Source organism: Cellulomonas pakistanensis (assembly GCF_016862755.1).
In the GTDB taxonomy this organism is placed as follows: Bacteria; Actinomycetota; Actinomycetes; order Actinomycetales; family Cellulomonadaceae; genus Cellulomonas; species Cellulomonas pakistanensis.
The window spans coordinates 36,573-57,819 of the sequence record NZ_BONO01000001.1; the positions used below are offsets into that span (position 1 = coordinate 36,573).

Genomic DNA, 21,247 nt, shown 5'->3' on the forward strand with positions numbered 1-21,247 from the left:
GGACGCCGGGGACGCCGGGAGCGTCGTGCAGCGCGCGGTCGTGCGCCCGCCCGCGAACCCGACCTGGGGACGACGGTCGATCCGCCCTCGCGGCGGCCTAGCGTCGAGGGCATGGAGACGATCACGAAGGAAGTGACCGCGCGGGAGTTCCGGTCCGGCCTCGCCTCGATGGTCAACGAGGTGGCGTTCGGCGGCGGCCGCGTGGGGCTGTGGCGGTACAACGAGCTCGTCGCGGTGCTGATCGGCGTCGACGACTTCCGGCTGCTCCGCAGGCTCGAGCAGGACCCCGGCGCCCGCGAGGTCGAGACGCTCGACGAGTGGGCCGCCCGGATCCGCTCGCACCCCGAGCCGTAGCGGGGTACGCGCGCAGACCCGGGATCTCCGTCCCACGTCGGAATACCCCCAGGGGGTATAGCGTTGTGCGGGTGACGGGGCACGTTCGTGCCTCGCCCGGAGGGAGCAGACGTGCACGGCTACAGCGGCGACAAGGACGACTACCTCAAGCGCCTCAAGCGCATCGAGGGGCAGGTGCGCGGCATCGCGCGCATGGTGGACGAGGACGTGTACTGCATCGACGTGCTCACCCAGGTCGCCGCGGTCACCAAGGCGCTGCAGGCCGTGAGCATCGGGCTCGTCGAGGACCACCTCGGCCACTGCGTCGTGGACGCCGCCCGGCAGTCGCCGGAGGCCGGCGCCGAGAAGGTCCGCGAGGCCTCCGAGGCGATCGCCCGGCTCGTCCGCTCCTGACCACCACCCGCACCGCGAGAGGAACACCGCCGTGAGCCAGACCACCACCTTCTCCGTCGACGGCATGACCTGCGGCAACTGCGTCCGCCACGTCACCGAGGAGCTCACCGCGCTGCCCGGCGTCACCGACGTCCGCGTCGACCTGGTCGCCGGCGGCTCGTCGCCCGTCACCGTCACCTCCGACGGCCCGCTCGCCGACGACGCGATCAGCGCGGCGGTCGACGAGGCCGGCTACGCCGTCACGCCCCGGAAGTCGCTGCTGTGACAGCCGACGACCCGCGCACCACCGCCGCCCTGCCCGTCGCGCCGGTCGGCACGGTCGACCTGGCCGTCGAGGGCATGACCTGCGCCTCCTGCGTCGCCCGCGTGGAGAAGCGGCTGAACCGCGTCCCGGGTGCCCGCGCGACCGTGAACCTGGCGCTCGAGAGCGCGCACGTCGAGGTCGTCCCCGCCGAGGACGGCAGCACGCCGGACGTCGACGCACTGGTCGCCGCCGTGCGCGCGGCCGGCTACGACGCGACGGTCACCGGCCGGCGCGACCTCGCCGAGCCCGTCGCGTCGTCGGCACCCGTGGCGCCCTCCGAGCCGGGCGAGCGCCCGGGGCACGCCGGCGCCGCGCACAGCACCGGGGCGCGGACCGCGCTCGACCACGCCGGGCACGGGATGCCCGGCACGGACCCGACCGAGCACGCGCTGTCCGGCCACAGCATGGCGCCGGGGCACGAGATGGACCCGGACGAGGACACCTCCGCGCCGACCGACGCGCGCGGTGCCGACCTGCGGCGCCGGCTGCGGGTCGCGGCCGTCCTCACGGTGCCGGTGCTGCTGCTCTCGATGGTGCCCGCGTGGCAGTTCCGCGGCTGGCAGTGGCTGGTGGCGGCGCTCGCGCTGCCCGTGGCCACCTGGGCCGCGTGGCCGTTCCACCGCGCGGCCGTCCGCGCGGCCCGGCACGGCGCGTCCACCATGGACACCCTCGTGTCGATCGGCATCGTCGCGGCGACCGGCTGGTCGCTGTGGGCGCTGCTGCTCGGCGGCGCCGGCGCGCTCGGCATGACGATGGAGCCGACGCTCTGGCCGGCGGCCGACGACGGCATGGGCACGCACATGCCCGAGCTGTACTTCGAGGTCGCGGCCGTCGTCACGACCTTCCTGCTCGCCGGTCGGTACGCCGAGCACCGCTCGCGCCGGCGCGCGGGCGACGCCCTGCGGGCGCTGCTCGACCTGGGCGCGAAGGACGTGGCGCTGCTGGTCACGGGCCCCGACGGCCGTCGCGCCGAGCAGCGCGTGCCCGTCGACCGGCTGCGTGCCGGCGACGAGTTCTCCGTGCGCCCGGGCGAGAAGGTCGCCACAGACGGCGTCGTCCTCTCCGGCACCAGCGCCGTCGACACCAGCCTGCTGACCGGCGAGCCCGTGCCCGTCGACGTCGGCCCGGGCGACGAGGTCACCGGTGCGACGATCAACACGGGCGGCCACCTGGTCGTCCGCGCGACCCGCGTCGGCGACGACACCCGGCTGGCCCAGATCGGCCGGCTGGTCGCCGCCGCGCAGACCGGCAAGGCCCCCGTGCAGCGGCTCGCCGACCGGATCTCGGCCGTGTTCGTCCCGGTCGTGCTGGTGCTGGCCGTGGGCACGCTCGCGGTCTGGCTGCTGACCGGCGGCTCGGCGCAGGCGGCGTTCACCGCCGCGGTCGCGGTGCTGATCATCGCCTGCCCCTGCGCCCTCGGCCTGGCCACCCCGACGGCGCTGCTCGTCGGCACCGGCCGCGGCGCCCAGCTCGGCGTCCTGATCAAGGGCCCGGAGATCCTCGAGCAGACCCGCACCGTCGACTCCGTCGTGCTCGACAAGACCGGCACGGTGACCGAGGGCCGGATGGCGCTCGTCGGCGTGCTCGTCCCGGGCGAGGCGGACGCCGCCGGGGCCGCGGCGGACGGCGAGGACCCGGCCCGCACCGCCGCGCAGCGCGAGGTGCTGCGGTACGCCGGCGCCGTCGAGGCGCTCGCCGAGCACCCGATCGCCCGCGCGGTCGCCGAGGCCGCCGCGGGGCTCGCCCCGGAGGCGGCGGGCGTCGGCGGGGACGGCGTCGGGATCGGCACCGACCAGGTGCACGAGTTCCGGGCCGAGGCCGGCCGTGGCGTCAGCGGCGTGGTCCGCGCGGCGCACGCCGGGGTGGGGCTGGCGCGCCGCGTGCTCGTCGGCCGCCCGGCCTGGCTCGCCGAGCAGGGCGTGCCCGCGGACGACGACCTCGCCGTGCGGTTCGCCGCCGCCGAGGCCGACGGCGCCACCGCCGTGCTGGTCGCGTGGGACGGCGCCGCCCGCGGCGTGCTCGTGCTGCGCGACCCGGTCAAGGACGGCTCGCGCCGGGCGGTCGAGGAGCTGCGGGCCCTCGGCCTGCGGCCCGTGCTGCTGACCGGTGACAACGCCGGTGCGGCGCGCGCGGTCGCCCGGGCGGTCGGCATCGCCGAGGAGGACGTCGTGGCCGAGGTGCTGCCCGCCGACAAGGTGGACGTCGTCCGGCGGCTGCAGTCCGAGGGCCGGCGGGTCGCGATGGTCGGCGACGGCGTGAACGACGCTGCGGCGCTGGCCACCGCGGACCTCGGGCTCGCGATGGGCACCGGCACCGACGTGGCCATCGAGGCCGCCGACGTGACGCTGGTCCGGGGCGACCTGGGGTCGGCGCCCCAGGCGGTCCGGCTGTCCCGGCGCACGCTCCGGGTCATCCAGCAGAACCTGTTCTGGGCGTTCGCCTACAACGTCGCGGCGATCCCGCTCGCGGCGCTCGGCCTGCTGAACCCGATGATCGCGGGCGCGGCGATGGCCTTCTCGTCGGTGCTGGTCGTGGCGAACTCGCTCCGCCTGCGCCGGTTCGCCTGACCGGCGGGTCCGCCCGCCGCACCGCAGGACGGACGCCCCGGCGCGCTAGCGTCGGGGCGTCCGTCGTCCCCTCCGCCGCGAAGGAGCAGCCCGTGCCCGCGTCCCGTCCCGTCCTCGAGATCGCCGTGCAGGACCTGGCGGGCTACCGGGTCGCCGCCGACGCCGGCGCCGCACGCACCGAGGTGTGCGCCGCGCTCGCCGCGACGGGCGGCCTGACCCCGGGCGCCGGCCTGCTGGCGGCGCTGGTCGCGGAGCGCGAGGCCCGCGCGGCCGACGGCGCCGCCCCGACCGGGATCCACGTGCTCGTGCGGCCGAGGCCCGGGTCGTTCGTCTACGACGCCGACGAGCTCGACGTGCAGGTCCGGGACGTCCGGGCGGCCGTGGCGCAAGGCGTCGACGGCGTCGTGGTCGGCCCGCTGACCGCGGACGGGCGCGTGGACGAGCCGGCGCTCGCCGCCCTCGTCGCCGCGGCGGACGGGCGCGAGGTCACGTTCCACCGCGCGGTCGACGCGGTGGCGGACCCGCTCGCCGTGCTGGACGCCCTGGCGGCGGCCGGGGTGACCCGCGTGCTGACCTCCGGCGGGGCGGCGCGCAGCATCGACGGCGTCCCGCGGCTCGCGGCGATGGTGCAGCACACGGCGGGCGCCGTGCAGGTCATGGCCGGCGGCGGCGTGCGGCCGGTCGACGTCGGCGCCCTCGTGGCGGCCGGCGTCGACGCGGTGCACCTGTCCGCGAGCCGCGCGGTCGCCGGCGACGGTGGCCCGGGCGGCGGCGGCTCGGCGGGCGGCCACACGGTCACGGACCCGGACCTGGTGGCGGAGGCGGCGGCCGCCCTGACCCGGGCCTGACGGCGGGTCGCGCCGCGAGGTCGTCGGTCGCGGCCACCGCGACCCCGGCGGAACCGACGACCTCGGGCGGAACCCCGGACCTCGACGCGGCGGGCGCGGCGGGCGCGGCGGGCGCGGCGGCCGCGCCTCAGCGGAACCGGCGGCCCTCGTCGCGGCGGTAGGCCAGCACCGCGAGCGCCGCGAACAGCGCCGTCCACGCGAGCAGCACCGGCAGCGCCCACGCCGACCCCTCGATCCCGGTCGTCACCTGCACGACCAGGTCGCGCGCGGCCCGGGACGGCAGCGCCTGCGAGAGGGCGTCGAGCCAGGACGGGAAGGCCTCGGGCGGCAGGAACAGCCCGCCCGCGAACGCCAGCGGGAACAGCACCGCCTGCACGACCGCGATCGCGGCCTTCGCCGACATCGCGTACCCGATCGCCAGGCCGAGCAGGGTGAACGGCACAGCCACGACCGGCACCATCGCGATCCCGCCGAGGAACCGCGCGGGGCTGGTCGACGCCGCGGTGAGCAGCACGGCGATCAGGACCACCGGCACCTGAGCGCCGAGGCAGAACACGATCGCGTTCACCACCCGCCCGGCGAGCCGCGGTCCCGCCCCGGCGGGCAGGGTGCGGACGTACGGGTCGAACGCGAGCTGCCGGTCCTCGGAGACGCCCGCGCCGAGCGTGAACAGGCACGCCGACATCACCGCGAACGTGCCGAGCTGGGCGACCGCCGCCACCGACGCCAGCGGGTGCTCCGCGACCGCGGGCTGCGGCACGACGAAGAACAGCAGCGCCAGCGACGGGAACAGCAGGTTGCCGATCACCGCGATCGGCACGCGCACCGACTCCAGGAGCTGGAACCGGGTGTGCAGCAGGGCCAGCGCCAGCCAGGACCGCGTCCCGGCGGCGCGGGTCGCGGGCGCGGAGGGGGTGGCAGCGGTCATCGGGGCTCCCCGTCGGTCGTGGCGGGCGTGGGCGCGGCGCCGGGAGCGCCGGACGCGGCGGGCGCGCCCGGCGTCCCGGACGTGAGCGCGAGGAACGCCTCCTCGAGCGAGGCGCCGCGCACCTCCAGGTCGCGGAACGGCACGTCGTCGCGCACCAGCGCGCGGACCACCGCGTCGGCGTCCGGGGCGAGCAGCACCGTGCGCCGCCCCTCCCGCCGGACGTCCAGCACCCCGGGCAGCGCGTGCAGGCGGGCCTCCTCGCTCTCCGGCACCTCGACCAGCACCCGCCGCGCGGCCGCCATCGCCAGGACGGCGGGCAGGTCGTCGTCGGCGAGCACCCGGCCGGAGCCGACCACGACCACCCGGCGGGCGAGCGCCTCGATCTCCTCGAGGTAGTGGCTCGTGACGATCACGGTCGCGCCGCCGGACTGGTAGTCGCGCAGCGCGTCCCACAGGGTGTGCCGGGCGTCGACGTCCAGGCCGGTGGTCGGCTCGTCGAGCAGCACGACCCGCGGCCGGCCGACCAGGGACAGCGCCACCGCGAGCCGGCGCCGCTGCCCGCCCGAGAGCCCGCCGGTCTGCCGCCGCGCGAGGTCGCCGAGCCCGAACCGCTCGAGCACCTCGCCCCGCGGCATCGGGTCGGCGTAGTGCCCGGCGACCAGGTCGACCACCTCGCCGACCCGCAGCGTCGCCGGCAGCCCGGTCTCCTGCGGCGTGGTGCCGAGGCCCGCGCGCGCCGCGGGCTCGCGCGGGTCGCGGCCCATCAGCCGCACCGTGCCGGCGTCCGGCCGCCGCACCCCGTTCACGAGCGACAGCAGCGTCGACTTGCCGGCGCCGTTCGGCCCGAGCAGCCCGACCAGCTCGCCCTCCCCGACGGACAGCGACACGTCGTCCAGGGCGACGACCTCGCCGTACCGGCGGGTGACGCGGTCCAGCTCGACGACCGGGGCGGTCACCGGGCTCGCCCACGTGGCTCGGCGGGGGCGGTGCTGCGGGACATGGGGCTCCTCGGTCGGTGCACGCGGCGAGCCGCGCGCGCGGCCGCCCTGACAACCTGGACCAGCCGGGCTCCCCCGCACAAGTCCGGCGCCACAGCCGGCGTCCAGGCGACGGTCAGCCGCCGGGCCTACGCTGCCGGGCGTGACCGCCCGCGACCCGAGCCGACCCGCGACCGCCGCGACCCCCGACGCGCCCGCACCCGCGACACCCGGAGTGCCCCCGCCGGCCGGCGTCGAGGTCGCCGGCCCGACGCCGGGCGGTGCGCCGCCCGTCTCCGAGCGCGCCCGCCGGCGCCGGCTGACCGCGGAGATCTGGATCGTCCTCGGCCTGTCGCTCGGGCAGTCCGCCGTGTACGCGGTGGTCAACATCGCCGCCCGGCTGACGGCGGGCACCCCGCTCGCCTCGCAGAGCGCCACGCTCAACGCCAGCCGGTCCGCCCGGCCCTACCTCGACCTGACCTACCAGCTGCTGTCGATCGGGTTCGCGCTGGTGCCGGTCGCCCTCGCGCTGTTCCTGCTGTCCGCGAACGGGCGCAGCGCCGCCCGCCGCATCGGCCTCGACGGGTCGCGCCCCGGCCGGGACCTCGGGGTCGGGTTCGGCCTGGCCGCGCTCATCGGGCTGCCCGGCCTCGCCCTGTACGCGGTGGGCCGGGCGGTCGGGATCACCGTCGAGGTCCAGGCCGCCGCGCTGAACGCCGCGTGGTGGACCGTGCCGGTGCTGGTCCTGTCGGCGCTGCAGAACGCGCTGCTCGAGGAGGTGATCGTGGTCGGCTACCTCATGGAGCGGCTGCGCGAGCTGCGCTGGCGGACCCCGGCGATCCTCGTGACCAGCGCGGTGCTGCGCGGCTCGTACCACCTGTACCAGGGCATCGGGCCGTTCGTCGGGAACGTCGTCATGGGCCTGGTGTTCGCCGAGTACTACCGCCGGCGGCGGCGCACGATGCCGCTCGTCGTCGCGCACACGGTGCTCGACGTCGTGGCGTTCGTCGGGTACGCGCTGATCCCCGCGGCGTGGCGCGAGGCGCTCGGCATCCGCTGACCGCGGCCCGGGTCAGACCCCGGTCGACGCCGCCGGTCCGGACGCCGCCGGCCCCGACCCCGCCGGGCGCGGGCCCCCGGCCCGCCCGTCCGCGGCGAGCTGCCGGCTCAGCGACCGCGTCGCGAACCCGCCCACCAGCATGACGACGCCGGCGACGAACGCGAACAGCCCGTACACGGTGAGGATCACCTCGACGGTGCCCTGGGGCTTGATGGCGAGCAGCAGCCCGAACAGGAACCCGACGAGGCCGAACACCAGCGTCGCGGACCAGGCCAGGTCGCGGGCCCGGTACTGCGTCACCGCGACGATCACGGCCGTGACGCCGAGCACGAGCACCCAGAGCGCGAGCAGGTAGAACAGGGTCAGCGCGGTGACGTCGGGCCACAGCATGATGAGCGCGCCGAACCCGATGCTCACCAGGCCCTCGGCCACCAGCCAGCCGAACCCGGGCCGGCCGCGCGCCAGCAGCGCCTGGAGCAGCACGACCGCCCCGTCGACGACGGCGAACACGCCGAACACCCACACGAGCGCCACGAGCGTGCCGAGCGGCTCGACCAGCAGCAGGAGGCCGAGCACGATCATCAGCACGCCGCGGAGCACCGGCAGCCACCACACCGAGCGCAGCGCCGCCGCGACCCGTCCCTGCACGTCCTGCGCCACGCGCGCCTCCCCGGTCCTCGAGCAGCGGCCGCAGCCGTCCGGCGGCGTCCCTGCCGGTCACGCTAGACCGCGGGCGTCATCCTCGCGACGGAGACGCCGCCCGCGGGGCGTCATCCTCGGGGACGGAATCCGCGCGACGGAGCACGCAGGGGCCTTCCCGAGCGACTCGCGCTGCCTAGACTCGCCACCATGCCCGACGCCTCGACCAGCGCGCCGGCGGCGCCCGGTCGACCCGACGGGCCCGCCGCGGCCGGGCGCACCGCGGCGCCCCCGTCGGACGGCCTGCTGCGTCCGCAGGTCGTCGACACCCCCGAGGTGCGGGTGCACCACCCGAGCGACCTGCTCGGCGTCGTGCTCAGCCTGCTCGGCGCGGTCGCGGTCATGGTGCTGGCGACGTACGCGCACAACACGACGACCGGCGTCGCCGAGGACGTGCAGGGCTTCGCCTCCCTGCTCCGTCAGCTGCTGGTCGTCCCGGTCGCCCTGCTGGAGACGGTCGTCACCTTCCTGGTGCCCGTGGCCGTGCTCGTCGAGCTGGCCGTGCGCCGGCTCGGCCGGCAGATGGTCGAGGCGTCGATCGCGGCGATCGCCGCGGTCCTCACGGCGTCGAGCGTCGGGTGGCTGATCGAGCACCTGGGCTCCGACCAGCTGGTCAGCGGCCTGTCGGTCCGGCTCGGCGGCGAGCTCACCCTCACCATCCCGCCGTACATCGCCCTGATCGCGGGGCTGCTGACCGCGACCGGCCCGCGGACCCGGCGCCGGACCGTCGCGTGGTCCTGGAACCTCGTGTGGGTCGCGGTCGGCGTCATGGTCATCACCACCAGCGTCTCGCTGCCGGGCGTCGCGGTGGCGCTGCTCATCGGCCGCGCCACCGGCCTGGCCGTGCGGTACCTGTCCGGCGTCCGCTCCGAGCGGGCGTACGGCGCGAGCCTCGTCGCGGGCGTGCGCCGCGCCGGCTGGCACCCGGGGGTCCTCGTGCGGGTCCCGGACGAGGATGCCGCGGAGGGCCGCCCCGCGCCGACCCGCACCCTGGGCAGCGCCGGCGCCCGCGCCGCCGTCCGGTACGCCGACCACCGCGCGTACGGCATGACCACCGAGGACGGCCGCACCCTCGACGTCCTGGTGCTCGACGGCGACCGGCAGGTGATCGGCTTCCTCAGCCGGCTGTGGCGCTCGCTCCGGCTGCGCGGCCTGGACGGCCGGTCGGTGGTGTCGCTGCGCCAGGCCGCCGAGCGCGCCGCCCTGCTGTCCTACACGGCGACCGCCGCGGGCGTCCGGACCCCCGCCATCCGGGGCATCGCCGAGGCCGACTCGTCGATGATCCTGGTCCAGGACCCGGTCCCGGCGGCGACCCCGCTCGCCGACCTCGAGGCCGACGACATCTCCGACGACGTGCTGCGCGCGATCTGGGCGCAGCTGGGCTGCGCGCACGAGGCCGGGCTCGCGCACCGGGCGCTGACCAGCGACGTGATCCTGGTCGCCGACGGCCCGGACGACCCGACGGTCTGGCTGGTCGGCTGGGAGCAGGGCGACGTCGCCTCCTCCGACCTCGCGCAGCGCATGGACCGCACCCAGATGGTCGCCCTGCTCGCGCTCCGGGTCGGCCCGGCGCGGGCGCTGGAGTCCGCGGTCGCGGTGCTGCCCGAGGCCGACATCGCGGCGATCGGCCCGCTGCTGCAGACGATCACCCTCCCCCGCCGCACCCGCGAGGAGCTGCGCAAGCACAAGGAGGTGCTGGCCGAGCTCCGGTCCGCGCTGGTCGCCCGGCTGCCCGAGGCCGACGTCCAGCCCGAGCAGCTCATCCGGTTCGGCGCGCGCACGGTGCTCACCATCCTGCTGACCACCGCCGCCGTCATCATCCTGCTGACGTCGATCAACCTGCAGACCATCCTCGACGCGCTGCAGACCACGGACTGGCGCCTCAGCGTGCTCGCGTTCCTGCTCGGCATGGCGACGCTGTTCGGGGCGGCGCTGTCGCTGGTGGCGTTCTCCCCGGTGAAGCTCTCGCTCTGGCGGGCGTCGGTCGCCCAGTCGGCGGCGACGTTCGTGGCCCTGGCCGCCCCCGCGGGCATCGGGCCGGCCGCGCTCAACCTGCGCCTGCTCACCCGCCGCGGCACCTCCGGCTCGCTCGCGACCGCGACGGTCGCGCTGGTGCAGGTCGCCCAGTTCATCGTGACGCTGCTGCTGCTCCTGGTGCTGTCGGTGGCGTCGGGCACCAACCAGCTCGAGCGGTTCACCGTGTCCCCGACCGTGGTGATCGTGGTCGGCGTGCTCGCGGCGATCGCGGGCGCCGCGATGCTGGTCCCGAAGGTGCGGCAGTGGGTGTCGGCCAAGACCCTGCCGACGCTGCAGCAGACCTGGCCGCGGCTCATCGAGGTGGTCGGCCAGCCGTGGCGGCTGGCCCTCGGCCTGGCCGGCAACGTGCTGACGACGTTCGGGTACGTGCTCGCGTTCGAGGTGTGCCTGCGCGCGTTCGGCCAGGACCTGTCGCTGGTGCAGGTGGCGATCGTCTACCTGGCCGGCAACACCGCCGGGTCGATCGCCCCCACCCCCGGCGGCATCGGCACGACCGAGATCGCGCTGGCGGGCGCGCTCACGGTCGTCGGGGTGAACCCCGGCGTCGCGACGTCCGTCGCCGTGCTGTTCCGGGTGCTGACGTACTGGCTGCGGATCCCCGTCGGCTGGGCGTCGATGCGCTACCTGCAGCGCGTCGGCGAGCTCTGACCCGCGCCGACCCCCCCGCGCGCCCGGGCGCGGACCCGCGGGCACGCCGACGGGCGCCCTGCGCGCAGCGGCGCGGGCGCCCGGGAGGCGTGCGATCAGGAGGCGGAGGTGCACTCGCGCTGCGCGGGGACCAGCGCCCCGTGCGTCGCGAGGGTCGCCGCGATGCGGGACCAGGAGGACAGGCGGGTCGCGGTGCGCCCCGTCACGTCGGAGCGGAGGTCGGAGCCCTCACGCTCGGCAGGCTCGTAGAAGCCGCGCTGTTCCATGGCAGATCCTTCGTTCGGCAGCCCGGCTGACCTGCGGGGGTCCCGTGGCTTTGCGTCCCCTCCTCGCGGAGGGTTTGCCCTTGTCGCTGACACGGCGACTGTAGGCCCGCGGCCGGGCCGAGCGGAAGGGGTCGCACAGGAAACTTCGGCACAGATCGCGCAATTCACCCACTCTGGCTAAAGCGGACATATCGCGCCCGCCGCGCGCGACCCGCCGCTCGGGCGCGAACGCGCAGGTCAGGCCGCGGCCGGCCCGCGACCGGGCCCGGGGCCGCCGTCGGACCCCCGGCACCCGCGGTCAGGCGGCCGGGACCGCGACCGCCCGCAGGAGCTGCTCCAGGAGCGGGCCCGAGGTCGTCGACCCGAACTCGCCGGTCTCGACGAACACCGCGACCGCCAGGTCGCCCTGCGCGGCGATCATCCACGCGTGGTTCGCGAGCTCCTCGCCGGACCCGTACTGCGCGGTGCCGGACTTCGCGATCACCTCGGCGCCCGGCACGTCCTGCAGGAAGTCGCCGCCGCCCTCCGTCACCACGGCCCGCATCATCGCCCGGAGCGCCTCGGCCTCGGGCGCGGTGAGCGGCGCGGCGTCCGCCGCCGCCGACGGGGCCGCGGTCGCCTCGTCGGCGCCGAGCACGAGCCGCGGGGTGACCCGTGCGCCGTGCGCCACCGACGCGGCGACCGTCGCCATGCCCAGGGGCGTGGCCTGCACCCGGCCCTGGCCGATCATCGACGCGGCGTGGTCCGTGCCGCCCGTGGCCTCCGCCGGCACCTCGCCGAGCGTCGCGGCGAAGCCGAGGTCGGCGCCCGGCACGAGCCCGAGGGCCGCCGCGGCCGCCGCGAGCTGCTCCTGCGGCGCCTGGCCGGCCGCCGTGAGGAACGCGGTGTTGCACGACTCGGCCAGCGCCGTCCGCAGCGGGATGTCGCCGAGCGCCTCCGCCGGGTAGCCCGGGTAGTTCTGGAAGGTGCGCCCCTCGACCGTCGCGGTCTCCGGGCAGGTCACGGTGCTGTCCGGAGTGAGCCCGGCGCGCAGCAGCGCCAGCGAGGACGCCACCTTGAACGTCGACCCCGGCGCGTACAGGCCCAGGGTCGCCGTCGACATGCCGCCGCCGCCCGCGCCGCTCGCCACCGCGAGGACGTCGCCGGTGGACGGCCGGATCGCCACGACCGCGCTCGCGACGTCCGGCTGGGTCGCGACGACGTCCTCGGCCGCCTGCTGCACCGCCGGGTCGAGCGTCGTGCGCAGCGGCTGCCCCACGAGCGGTTCCACGTGGAACAGCTCGCGCTCCTGGGCGCCGCCCGCGGTGGCGACGACCGTCAGGCCGGGCTCGCCACGCAGCTGCGCGTCGAACTGCGCCTGCAGGCCGCTCAGCCCGGTGAGGTCACCACCGACGACGGCGCCGTCGGACTCCTCGACGATCTCCGCGGTCGCCTGCCCGACCGTGCCCAGCACCGGGCGCGCGAACGCGCGGGTCGGCGCGAGGGGCAGCGTCGCGCTCACCGCGTTGACGCCGGGCAGCGCGGACAGCGCCGCCACGTCGTAGACCGGGTCGCCCTCGCGGACGACGATCGCCTCGACGAACGCCTTCTCCCCCGCCGCGGCCACCTGGGCGGCGTACGCCTCGGGGTCGATCCGGAGCGCGGTCGCGAGGCCGCGCGCCGCCGCGTCCGCCTCCGCCGTCGCGACCCGGGTCTTGTCGATGCCGACCCGGGACACCGGCCGGGACTCCACGATCACCGCGTCGCCCTGCCCCAGCACCTGCGCGCGCTCCGCCTGCACCCGCCGCACCTGCAGCGCCTCGCCGGCGGCCAGGTCGGGGGCGAGCACCATCGGCGACCACCGGGCGCGCCACTCGTCGTCCACCCGCGCCAGGTTCGCGTGCGTCGTGTACGTCCACGCGGTCGTGCTGCTGCCGACGTCCCAGGTGAAGCTCAGCTCGACGGAGGCGGCGGCGTCGTCGCCCTCGGCGGCGACCACGTCGCCCGCCGCGACCTCGGGAGCCCACGGGTCCAGGCCCTCGTAGGCCGCGGTGCGCGCGTCCCCCGCCTCCGCCGCGGTGGCGCCCTCCAGCGGCACGTCCGCGAAGTCACCGGACGCGATCGCGGCGGCCAGCGCGTCGGCGGCGTCCTGGCCGTCGTCCCCGCCGCCGGTGCACGCGGCGAGCACGCCGACGAGCGCCAGCGCGACCGCCCCGGCGAGCGGTCGCCGCACCCGGGCGCCCGCCCGTCCTCGCACGCGCGCCTCCCGGATGCCCCCTGCGACCACGGTCCCCACCCTCGCCTCACCTCGTCGTCCCGCTGCGGTGCCCGCGTGCCGCGGGCAGGGTCAGCCTAGGGACCCTGAGCAGCACGGACGGGCGGTTCCGAGGGTCGGGTCCGCGGACGTGCTGTGCGCGCGGTGTGCGCGCCCGTCCGCCGCCGCCAGCGGTTGACGCCAGCCCGGACCGCCTCTGGAATGGAGCGATGTCGCCTCCCGACCACCCCTGTAGTCCCGTGCGGCGAGCCCGCACCCGCCCGCGCTCCGGCCACGCCGCCCGCGCCGGACGGACGGGGGGCCGCCGCTGATGGACGCCGAGACCTGGGGCAACATCGGCCTCGTCCTGCTCTTCATCCTGATCGGCGGCGTGTTCGCCGGGACGGAGATCGCGCTCGTCTCGCTGCGGGAGAGCCAGATCAACCGGCTCGAGCGGCAGAGCGCCCGCGGCGCGCGGGTGGCGTCGGTCGCCCGCGACCCGAACCGGTTCCTCGCGGCCGTGCAGATCGGCGTCACGGTCGCCGGCTTCTTCTCCGCGGCGTACGGCGCCTCGACGATCGCGCCCGACTTCGCCCCGGCGATCGAGGCGCTCGGGGTGTCCGAGGGCCTCGCGGGCACGATCGCGCTGATCGTCCTGACGCTCGTCATCGCCTACCTGTCGCTGGTGCTCGGCGAGCTGGTGCCCAAGCGCATCGCGCTGCAGCAGTCGGCCAGGGTCGCCGTCGCCGTCGCGCCGCCGCTCGACCGGTTCGCCACGCTCATGCGCCCGGTCATCTGGCTGCTCTCGACGTCGACCAACCTGCTGGTCCGGCTGTTCGGCGGCGACCCGCACGCCACGAGCGAGGAGATGTCCGAGGCGGAGCTCCGCGACCTCGTCATCGCGCACCAGGGTCTGCCCGAGGACGAGCGCCGCATCCTCGGCGACGTCTTCGAGGCCACCGACCGCTCCGTCGCCGAGGTGATGCGGCCGCGCGGCGAGGTGCACTTCCTCGAGGCCGACCTCACGCTGGCCGAGGCGCACGACCGCGTCCGGGAGCAGCCGTGGTCGCGGTACCCGGTCATCGGCGAGGACTTCGACGACGTCCTCGGCTTCCTGCACATCCGCGAGCTGCTCGAGCACCCCGACCGGGACACCGTGCGGGTCCGGGACTGCATGCGGGAGATCGTCGTCCTGCCCGGCACCAACAAGCTGCTGCCGTCGCTGTCGTCGATGCGCCGCGAGGGCGTGCACATCGCCGTGGTCGTCGACGAGTACGGCGGCACCGACGGGATCGTCACGCTGGAGGACCTGGTCGAGGAGCTCGTCGGGGACATCCGCGACGAGTACGACATGCCCGGGTCGTCCGGCGCCGAGGCCCGCGAGGGCGTCGCCGGGTCGTACGACGCGGGCATCACCATCGAGGAGTTCACCGAGCTGACCGGGGTGCCGCTCGCGGACGGGCCGTACGAGACGGTCGCCGGGTTCGTCATCGCGCGGCTGGGCCGGCTCGGTCAGGTCGGCGACGCGGTCGAGGTCGACGGGCACCGGGTCGAGATCACCGCGGTCGACGGGCGGCGCATCGCCCGGGTCCGCGTGGTGCCGCCGCCGGAGGAGCCGGGTGCGCCCGCGGCCCGGCCCGCCGGCGAGACCGGGTGATCCGGCTCCCCCGGGATGCGCCGTCGCGCGCCCTGCCCCACCCTTGTGGCACCCGCCGGGAAGAGGCACCGACAGGAGGGAGGGCGCGCGTGGTTCGTCGACCGCACCGCCTCGTCCTCGACCCGGAGCCCGGCTCCGTCGCCACGGGCCGCCGCTGGGCGGCGCACGAGGCCGTGCTCGCGCACGCCAGCGACGAGGCCGCCCGTACGGTCGAGCTGCTGACCAGCGAGATTCTGACCAACGCCGTCGTGCACACCCGCGCGCACCGGCACATCGCGCTCACCGCGGAGTGCCACCACGACTGCGTCCGGGTCGAGGTGACCGACCCCGACCCGACGCTCCCGCTCGTGAGGCCCGGCAACGCCCGGCGGATCGGCGGGCACGGGATGCGGCTCGTCGACGCGCTCGCGAGCGCGTGGGGCATCGACCTGCACCCGGGCGTCGGCAAGACGGTCTGGTTCGAGATGCCGGTGGCCGCGCGGGGGCACGCGCTCACCGCCTGACGCTCCGGCGACACCGCCCGCGGTGGGCGACACCGCCCGCCGCGGGCGATGCCGCGCCCCGCACGCGCGGCCACGATGGCCGGATGGAGGCGTCGCCGGCCCGCACCCCGCCCGGCCGCCGCGCGCGGCTGCGCACCGCGCTGCGCACGGTCGGCAGCGCGGCGCTGCTGGTCGCGCTCTACCTGGGGCGGCCGCTGGACCGGGCGACACCGGCCACGATCGCCCTGCTGGTCGCGGGGCTCGTGGTGCTCGTGCTGCTGCTCGGCTGGCAGGTGCGCAGCGTGGTGCGGTCGCCGTACCCGGTGCTCCGGGCGATCGAGGCGTTCGTGACGGCGACGGTGCTGTTCCTCGTGCTGTTCGCGGCCGGGTACACGTCGCTGTCCGACGCCGACCCGGCCGCGTTCACCGAGCCCGTGGGTCGGGTGGACGCGCTGTACTTCACCATGACGGTGCTGGCCACCGTCGGGTTCGGCGACATCGCGCCCGTGACCGGCGCCGCGCGGGCCGTGGTCACGCTGCAGATGGCGTGCGGCTTCGCGTTCGCGGCGCTGGTCGGGCGCGAGTTCCTCGCCGCGGTGCGGCGCGCGCAGGACGGCGACGGGGCGCGGGACGGCGGCCCGGCGGGCGGCCCGTCCTGAGCACCGCGCGCGTCAGGCCGGCGCCCGGTGCGCCCCGTTCCCGTCGGCCGTGACCGGCACACCGCCGGCCTGGCGCAGGGCGTGCGCCTTGAGCGACGCGAACTCGTCCGGGCTGATGGCGCCCTCGTCGAGGAGCGCCTTGGCCTGGGCGATCTGCTGCCCCGGCGACGACGACCCGGCGACGTCCCGGATGTACGCGTCGCTCGCCTTCCGCGCGGACACCGCGGCCCGCGCACTGCGCTCCGCCATGCCCCGCCCGCGCGCGATCAGGTAGACCAGCGCGGTCAGGAACGGCACGACGAGCAGGCAGACCAGCCAGACGGCCTTCCACCAGCCGCTGAGGTCCCGGTCTCGGAACAGGTCCGTGATGATCGAGAACAGCGCGAACAGGTAGGCGATGAACACGAACGCCCAGACGAACCACCAGATGATGTCCCAGAAGTCGGTCCAGAACTCCACCGCGACCACGCTCCCCGTGTGAGGCCGGCGGGCGGCTCCCGCCGGTGCGCCGCGCGGCGGCCGCCGCGCCCGCGTCCTCACGCTAGGACCACCGGTCGCAGCGCGGACCACCCGGTCGGGATGACCGGCCCGCCGGAATGCGGGGCGCCGCAGCGGGGTTCGCACCGGTATGAGAGCTGTCGTGTACGAGGAGTTCGGCGGGGCCGACGTGCTCCGGGTCGTGGACCGTCCGGAGCCGCACATCGGCGCGGACACCGTGGTCGTCCGGGTCGCCGCGGCGGCCCTGAACCCGGTGGACGCCTACCTGCGCGCCGGCGGGCTGCAGGGCCTGATGGACACCCACTTCCCCGCGGTGCCGGGCTGGGACGTCGCCGGGACCGTCGTGAAGGTCGGCCTCGACACCCCCGAGTTCCAGGTCGGCGACGAGATCATCGCCTACGCCCGCAAGGACGTCGTGCAGGACGGCACGCTGGCCGAGTACGTCGCCGTCCCGGTGCGCACCGCCGCCAAGAAGCCCGCCGGCCTGCCGTTCGACCAGGCGGCCGGGCTGCCGCTCGCCGGCCTGACCGCGCTGCAGAGCATCCGCCGGTCCGGCCTGGCCGAGGGCGACACCGTGCTGGTGCACGCCGCGGCGGGCGGCGTCGGGTCGATCGCCGTGCAGCTGGCCGTGCACGCCGGCGCCCGCGTCGTCGGCACGGCGTCCGAGCGCAACCACGACTACCTGCGCGCGCTCGGCGCCGAGCCGGTGGCGTACGGCGACGGGCTGCTCGACGCCGCGCGCGCCCTGGCCCCGGAGGGCTTCGACGTGGTCCTCGACTACGTCGGCGGCCAGGCGATCGAGACCGCGCCGGCCCTGCTGCGCGCGGGCGGCACGATCGCGTCGATCACCGACGCGCGCGCCCGGGACGAGCTCGGCGGGCAGTACGTGTGGGTCCGGCCGGACACCGCCGACCTGGCGCACCTGGCCGACCTCGCGGCGCGCGGGGTGATCCGCGTCGAGGTGTCGCAGACGTTCCCGCTCGACCAGGCCGCCGACGCCTACCGCGCCCTGGAGACGGGCCACACCCGCGGCAAGATCGTCGTCACGCCCTGACCCGGCCGGCCGCGCGGGTCAGACGACCCGCGCGGCCAGCAGGTCGCGGGTCACCGGGTGCGCCGGGGCGCCGAACACCTCGGGCACCGGGCCCTGCTCGACGACCCGCCCCCCGCTCATCACGAGCACCCGGTCGCACACCCGCCGGACGACGCCGAGGTCGTGCGACACCAGCACCATCGCCACCCCGGTGTCCCGGCGCAGCTCCACCAGCAGGTCCAGGACCGCCGCCTGCACCTGGACGTCCAGCGCGGACACCGGCTCGTCGAGCAGCAGCACCCGCGGCTCCGACGCCAGCGCGCGGGCGATCGCCACGCGCTGGCGCTGGCCCCCGGACAGCGTCCGCGGCCGCCGGTCCAGGACCTCGGCCGGCAGGTGCACGCGCGCCAGCAGCGCGGCCGCCGCGGCGTCCCGGTCGCGGCGCGCCGACGGGTGCGGCGCGGTGGCCAGCGCGGCCCGCAGCACCGCTCGCACGGTGAGGCGCGGGTCGACCGTGCCCAGCGGGTCCTGCGGCACCAGCCGGATCCCGGACCGGAGCGCGCGCCGGTCCCGCTCGGGCAGCGCGGACCACGGCCGGCCGTCGAGCAGCACCTCGCCCGCGTCCGGGGCGTCGGCGGCGAGCAGCAGCCGGGCGAGCGTGGTCTTGCCCGAGCCCGACTCCCCCACCAGGCCGACCGCCTCGCCCGCGCGCACCGCGACGTCGACCCCGTCGACCGCGGTGAGCGACCCGCCGCCCGGCAGCGGGAACACCCGGCGCAGCCCGCGCCCCTCGAGCACCGCGGCACCGGGCGCCGCGACGTCCCCCGGCCCGTCGCCGAGCCGCGCGGCCGCGACCAGCTCCCGCGTGTACGCCTCCCGCGGCGCGCCGAGCACGGCGGCCGTGGGGCCCTCCTCGACCACCCGGCCGTCCTGGAGCACCAGGACGCGGTCGGCGACCCGGGCCACCGCCCCGAGGTCGTGCGTGACCAGGACGACGGCCGTACCGGAGTCCCGCAGGCCGGCCAGCAGGTCGAGCACCCGCGCGGCGACCGTCGCGTCCAGGGCGGTCGTCGGCTCGTCCGCCACCAGCAGCGGCGGCCGCGCGACGACCGCGGACGCGATCAGCGCGCGCTGCCGCATGCCGCCGGAGAGCTCGCCCGGGCGCTGCCGCGCGCGCACCGCGGGGTCGGGGAGCCCCGCCTCGTCCAGGGCGGCGAGCACCCGCTCGGCGCGGTCGACCCGCGGCGCGGCGGGCCCGGCGCCCGGCCGGCGCACCGCGAGCGCCTCCCCCACCTCGGCGCCGACCGTCCGGAGCGGGTCGAGCGAGCCCAGCGCGTCCTGCAGCACCAGCCCGACGTCCCGGCCGCGCGCCGCGCGCCAGTCCCGCCCGGAGAACCGCAGCGCGTCGCGGCCGAGCAGCGCCAGCCGGTCGGCGCGCACGTCGGCGCGCGCCCCCTCGCCCGCGAGCCCGACGAGCGTCCGCGCCAGCACGGACTTGCCCGCGCCCGACCCGCCGACCACGGCGACGCACTCGCCCGCCGCCACCCGCAGGTCGACGCCGTGCAGCACCTCGCCGCCGCGCGGGAACGCGACCCGCAGACCGGCGACCTCGAGCACCGGCCCGGCGCCGGGCCCCGCCGCTGCTGCCCCGGTCACGACGCCACCGCCCCGATGCGCCGGCCGAGGACGGTGAGCGAAGCGGCCGTGGCCGTGATCGCCAGGCCCGGGAACACCGTCAGCCACCACGCCGTGTCGATGTACACCCGCCCGGCGTTGAGCATCGCCCCCCACTCCGGCGACGGCGGCAGCGTGCCCAGCCCGAGGAAGCTCAGCGCGCACACCCAGACCACCGCCTGCCCGATGCCGAGCGTGGCCACCGACACCAGCGGCCACAGCGTGTTCGGCACCACGTGCCGGCGCAGCACCGTCAGGCGGCCGTGGCCCTCCAGCCGTGCCGCCTCGACGTACCCGCTGGTCGCGACCGACCGCACGCGGGCCCGCAGCATCCGGGCGTAGCCGGGGGCGGTCGCGGCGCCGACCGCCAGCACGGACGCCTCGACGCCCGCGCCGAGCACGGCGACCAGCAGCAGCGCGAGCACCAGGGTCGGCAGCGCGAACAGCACCTCGAGCACCCGGCCGATCCCGGCGTCCAGCCACCGCGGTCCCAGCCCGGCGGCGAACCCGAGCACCAGCCCGGCGCCGACGCCGATGGCGGTGGCGGCGGCCCCGATGCCGAGCGACGCGGCGGCGCCGTGCACCACCCGGGTGTAGACGTCGCGGCCGGACTCGTCGGTGCCGAACCAGTGGTCCGCACCCGGCGGCGTGAACGCCGCGCGCGCGTCGATCGCGTTCGGGTCGCCCGGCGCGAGGAGGTCCGGCCGGAGCACGGCCACGGCCATCCACAGCACCGCGAGCGCCGCCAGCACGCCGGGCACCCCGAGCCCGCGCAGCACGCGCCCGGCGCGCGCCGCCGCTCGGGCGCCCGCCGACCCGGGCGCGCGGCCCGCGCCGCCGTCCGGCGCCCCGCGGCGCTCCGCCACCACGGCCGTCATCCCAGCACCGCCGGCTCCCCGGCGCGCGCCGCCGGCGCCGACCCGCCCGGCGCGCCCGGCACCGCGACGGCGCCGCGCAGCCTCGGGTCGAGCAGCCGTTCCGCCACGTCGACCAGCAGCATCACGACCACGTACGCGAGCGCCACCAGCACGACCGCCCCCACGACGACGGGCACGTCCCGCTGCATCGTCGCGTCGAGCAGCAGCCGCCCGAGCCCGGGCCGGCCGAACAGCGTCTCCACGACGACGGCCCCGCTGAGCAGCGACCCGAACGCCCAGCCCGACAGCGACACCGCGGGCAGCACGCCGTGCCGCAGCGTGTGCCGCCACAGCACCCGCACCGGCGACGCGCCGCGGGCCCGCGCGCTGGTCGCGAACGGCGCCGCGGCGGCCTCCTCCAGCGAGTCGCGCATGACCTGCCCGAGGAAGCCCGCGACCGGCACCGCGAGCGTCACCGTCGGCAGCACGAGGCCCACCGGGTCGGTGCCGCTGCTGGTCGCCGGGAACCAGCCGAGCGTGGAGGAGAACACCACGATCAACACGGCCCCGAGCCAGAAGTGCGGCAGCACGGCCGCCACGACCTCGGCCCCGCGCAGCGCCGCCGCGCACGCCCGGCCGAACGGCCCGGTGGCCCGGACGGCGAGCGTCGCGACCGCGAGCGCCAGCACCCAGGCGAGGGCGAGCGCGAGCACCGCGAGCAGCATCGTCCCGGGCAGCTGCTCGGCGAGCAGCTCGGACACCGGCACCCGGCGGGCGTACGAGTCGCCGAGGTCGAACGTCAGCACCCGCCACAGCTGCACCAGATACTGCACGACCAGCGGCTGGTCGAGCCCGTACTGCGCGCGCGCCGCCGCGACCGCCTCCGGTCCCGCCTGCGAGCCCGGGCCGCCGAGGATCGCCTCGGTGGGGTCGCCGCCGGCGGCGCGCAGCGCGAAGAAGACGACGGTCGCGACCACCCAGGCCACGAGGACCGCCGCGCCGAGGCGCGCCAGCAGCCACCGCAGCCAGGGGCGGCGGACCGCCCGGGCGACGGTGGCTGCGGCGCGCACGGT

General features: G+C 77.1%; 20 protein-coding genes and 1 riboswitch. Of the genes, 11 read left to right on the plus strand and 9 right to left on the minus strand.

From position 1 onward, the window contains the following. The first annotated feature begins 111 nt into the window (after positions 1–111). The 5 genes from Cpa01nite_RS00190 to Cpa01nite_RS00210 all read left to right on the plus strand — a co-directional run bounded on the left by Cpa01nite_RS00190 (position 112) and on the right by Cpa01nite_RS00210 (position 4,466). On the plus strand, positions 112–354 hold the full coding sequence (locus tag Cpa01nite_RS00190) for a type II toxin-antitoxin system Phd/YefM family antitoxin (RefSeq protein WP_203666716.1): 243 nt from the start codon (positions 112–114) through the stop codon (positions 352–354). 111 nt (positions 355–465) lie between these two features. Then, entirely contained in the window at positions 466–747 is a 282-nt protein-coding gene (locus Cpa01nite_RS00195; protein WP_203666717.1) for a metal-sensitive transcriptional regulator, read from the plus strand. Between the two features lie 31 nt (positions 748–778). Beyond that, positions 779–1,012 (plus strand): heavy-metal-associated domain-containing protein, encoded by a 234-nt coding sequence (locus tag Cpa01nite_RS00200; protein ID WP_203666718.1) that lies wholly within the window; start codon positions 779–781, stop codon positions 1,010–1,012. 74 nt (positions 1,013–1,086) lie between these two features. Next, entirely contained in the window at positions 1,087–3,618 is a 2,532-nt protein-coding gene (locus tag Cpa01nite_RS00205) for a heavy metal translocating P-type ATPase (RefSeq protein WP_203666912.1), read from the plus strand. 92 nt (positions 3,619–3,710) lie between these two features. Further along, a complete protein-coding gene (locus tag Cpa01nite_RS00210) occupies positions 3,711–4,466 on the plus strand; it encodes a copper homeostasis protein CutC (protein WP_203666719.1) in 756 nt (251 codons plus the stop codon). Between the two features lie 127 nt (positions 4,467–4,593). On the opposite strand, the gene Cpa01nite_RS00215 is transcribed toward Cpa01nite_RS00210, so the two are convergent. Continuing rightward, positions 4,594–5,394: an ABC transporter permease gene (locus Cpa01nite_RS00215; RefSeq protein ID WP_203666720.1), complete on the minus strand. Its 801-nt coding sequence runs from the start codon at positions 5,392–5,394 to the stop codon at positions 4,594–4,596. Beyond that, complete coding sequence (locus tag Cpa01nite_RS00220; RefSeq protein ID WP_203666721.1) at positions 5,391–6,350, minus strand: ABC transporter ATP-binding protein; 960 nt, start codon at positions 6,348–6,350, stop codon at positions 5,391–5,393. Before Cpa01nite_RS00220 ends, Cpa01nite_RS00215 begins: the two co-directional genes overlap by 4 nt. 256 nt (positions 6,351–6,606) lie before the next feature. Here Cpa01nite_RS00220 and Cpa01nite_RS00225 point away from each other — a divergent pair, with 256 nt between their 5' ends. Further along, positions 6,607–7,431 carry a CPBP family intramembrane glutamic endopeptidase gene (locus tag Cpa01nite_RS00225; RefSeq protein WP_203666913.1) on the plus strand — a complete coding sequence of 275 codons (825 nt, stop codon included), beginning with the start codon at positions 6,607–6,609 and terminating at the stop codon, positions 7,429–7,431. Positions 7,432–7,443: 12 nt separating this feature from the next. Here Cpa01nite_RS00225 and Cpa01nite_RS00230 read toward each other — a convergent pair whose 3' ends face one another. Beyond that, positions 7,444–8,091: an HdeD family acid-resistance protein gene (locus Cpa01nite_RS00230; protein WP_239068406.1), complete on the minus strand. Its 648-nt coding sequence runs from the start codon at positions 8,089–8,091 to the stop codon at positions 7,444–7,446. A gap of 189 nt (positions 8,092–8,280) precedes the next feature. On the opposite strand from Cpa01nite_RS00230, the gene Cpa01nite_RS00235 reads away from it, so the two are divergent. Then, on the plus strand, positions 8,281–10,815 hold the full coding sequence (locus tag Cpa01nite_RS00235; RefSeq protein ID WP_203666722.1) for a flippase-like domain-containing protein: 2,535 nt from the start codon (positions 8,281–8,283) through the stop codon (positions 10,813–10,815). A 95-nt stretch (positions 10,816–10,910) separates the two neighbouring features. Here the strand turns inward: Cpa01nite_RS00235 and Cpa01nite_RS00240 are convergent, their stop codons facing one another. Beyond that, on the minus strand, positions 10,911–11,081 hold the full coding sequence (locus Cpa01nite_RS00240; protein WP_203666723.1) for a hypothetical protein: 171 nt from the start codon (positions 11,079–11,081) through the stop codon (positions 10,911–10,913). Positions 11,082–11,094: 13 nt separating this feature from the next. Next, positions 11,095–11,170: riboswitch (cyclic di-GMP riboswitch) on the minus strand. A gap of 209 nt (positions 11,171–11,379) precedes the next feature. After that, positions 11,380–13,347, minus strand: coding sequence for a penicillin-binding transpeptidase domain-containing protein (locus Cpa01nite_RS00245; protein ID WP_239068407.1), 1,968 nt, complete (start codon positions 13,345–13,347; stop codon positions 11,380–11,382). 298 nt (positions 13,348–13,645) lie between these two features. Between Cpa01nite_RS00245 and Cpa01nite_RS00250 the strand changes: the two genes are divergently transcribed. The 3 genes from Cpa01nite_RS00250 to Cpa01nite_RS00260 all read left to right on the plus strand — a co-directional run bounded on the left by Cpa01nite_RS00250 (position 13,646) and on the right by Cpa01nite_RS00260 (position 16,112). After that, positions 13,646–14,971, plus strand: a complete 1,326-nt coding sequence (locus Cpa01nite_RS00250; RefSeq protein ID WP_203666724.1) for a hemolysin family protein — start codon at positions 13,646–13,648, stop codon at positions 14,969–14,971. Positions 14,972–15,060: 89 nt separating this feature from the next. Continuing rightward, positions 15,061–15,474 carry an ATP-binding protein gene (locus Cpa01nite_RS00255; protein WP_203666725.1) on the plus strand — a complete coding sequence of 138 codons (414 nt, stop codon included), beginning with the start codon at positions 15,061–15,063 and terminating at the stop codon, positions 15,472–15,474. An 83-nt stretch (positions 15,475–15,557) separates the two neighbouring features. Then, positions 15,558–16,112 (plus strand): potassium channel family protein, encoded by a 555-nt coding sequence (locus Cpa01nite_RS00260; protein ID WP_203666726.1) that lies wholly within the window; start codon positions 15,558–15,560, stop codon positions 16,110–16,112. 12 nt (positions 16,113–16,124) lie between these two features. On the opposite strand, the gene Cpa01nite_RS18435 is transcribed toward Cpa01nite_RS00260, so the two are convergent. Next, positions 16,125–16,571: an SHOCT domain-containing protein gene (locus tag Cpa01nite_RS18435; protein ID WP_239068408.1), complete on the minus strand. Its 447-nt coding sequence runs from the start codon at positions 16,569–16,571 to the stop codon at positions 16,125–16,127. 169 nt (positions 16,572–16,740) lie between these two features. Here Cpa01nite_RS18435 and Cpa01nite_RS00270 point away from each other — a divergent pair, with 169 nt between their 5' ends. Next, positions 16,741–17,664 (plus strand): NADP-dependent oxidoreductase, encoded by a 924-nt coding sequence (locus Cpa01nite_RS00270; protein WP_203666728.1) that lies wholly within the window; start codon positions 16,741–16,743, stop codon positions 17,662–17,664. 18 nt (positions 17,665–17,682) lie between these two features. On the opposite strand, the gene nikE is transcribed toward Cpa01nite_RS00270, so the two are convergent. From nikE to Cpa01nite_RS00285, 3 genes are read right to left on the minus strand one after another with little or no spacing between them, the layout of a single operon-like run. Then, entirely contained in the window at positions 17,683–19,299 is a 1,617-nt protein-coding gene (gene nikE / locus Cpa01nite_RS00275; protein WP_203666729.1) for a nickel ABC transporter ATP-binding protein NikE, read from the minus strand. Next, the gene (locus tag Cpa01nite_RS00280) at positions 19,296–20,195 is read right to left on the minus strand and encodes an ABC transporter permease (RefSeq protein WP_203666730.1); all 900 of its coding nucleotides are present in this window, start codon (positions 20,193–20,195) and stop codon (positions 19,296–19,298) included. The genes nikE and Cpa01nite_RS00280 overlap by 4 nt, the downstream gene beginning before the upstream one ends. After that, a complete protein-coding gene (locus Cpa01nite_RS00285) occupies positions 20,192–21,244 on the minus strand; it encodes an ABC transporter permease (protein WP_239068409.1) in 1,053 nt (350 codons plus the stop codon). Before Cpa01nite_RS00285 ends, Cpa01nite_RS00280 begins: the two co-directional genes overlap by 4 nt. Between the last annotated feature and the right edge of the window lie 3 nt (positions 21,245–21,247).

Coding starts and splice junctions, on each gene's coding strand:
- Cpa01nite_RS00190 (WP_203666716.1), top strand. CDS start 112: ATGGAGACGATCACGAAGGAAGTGACCGCGCGGGAGTTCCGGTCCGGC.
- Cpa01nite_RS00205 (WP_203666912.1), top strand. CDS start 1,087: ATGACCTGCGCCTCCTGCGTCGCCCGCGTGGAGAAGCGGCTGAACCGC.
- Cpa01nite_RS00215 (WP_203666720.1), bottom strand. CDS start 5,394: ATGACCGCTGCCACCCCCTCCGCGCCCGCGACCCGCGCCGCCGGGACG.
- Cpa01nite_RS00235 (WP_203666722.1), top strand. CDS start 8,281: ATGCCCGACGCCTCGACCAGCGCGCCGGCGGCGCCCGGTCGACCCGAC.
- Cpa01nite_RS00240 (WP_203666723.1), bottom strand. CDS start 11,081: ATGGAACAGCGCGGCTTCTACGAGCCTGCCGAGCGTGAGGGCTCCGAC.
- Cpa01nite_RS00250 (WP_203666724.1), top strand. CDS start 13,646: ATGGACGCCGAGACCTGGGGCAACATCGGCCTCGTCCTGCTCTTCATC.
- Cpa01nite_RS00260 (WP_203666726.1), top strand. CDS start 15,558: ATGGAGGCGTCGCCGGCCCGCACCCCGCCCGGCCGCCGCGCGCGGCTG.
- Cpa01nite_RS00270 (WP_203666728.1), top strand. CDS start 16,741: ATGAGAGCTGTCGTGTACGAGGAGTTCGGCGGGGCCGACGTGCTCCGG.
- Cpa01nite_RS00280 (WP_203666730.1), bottom strand. CDS start 20,195: ATGACGGCCGTGGTGGCGGAGCGCCGCGGGGCGCCGGACGGCGGCGCG.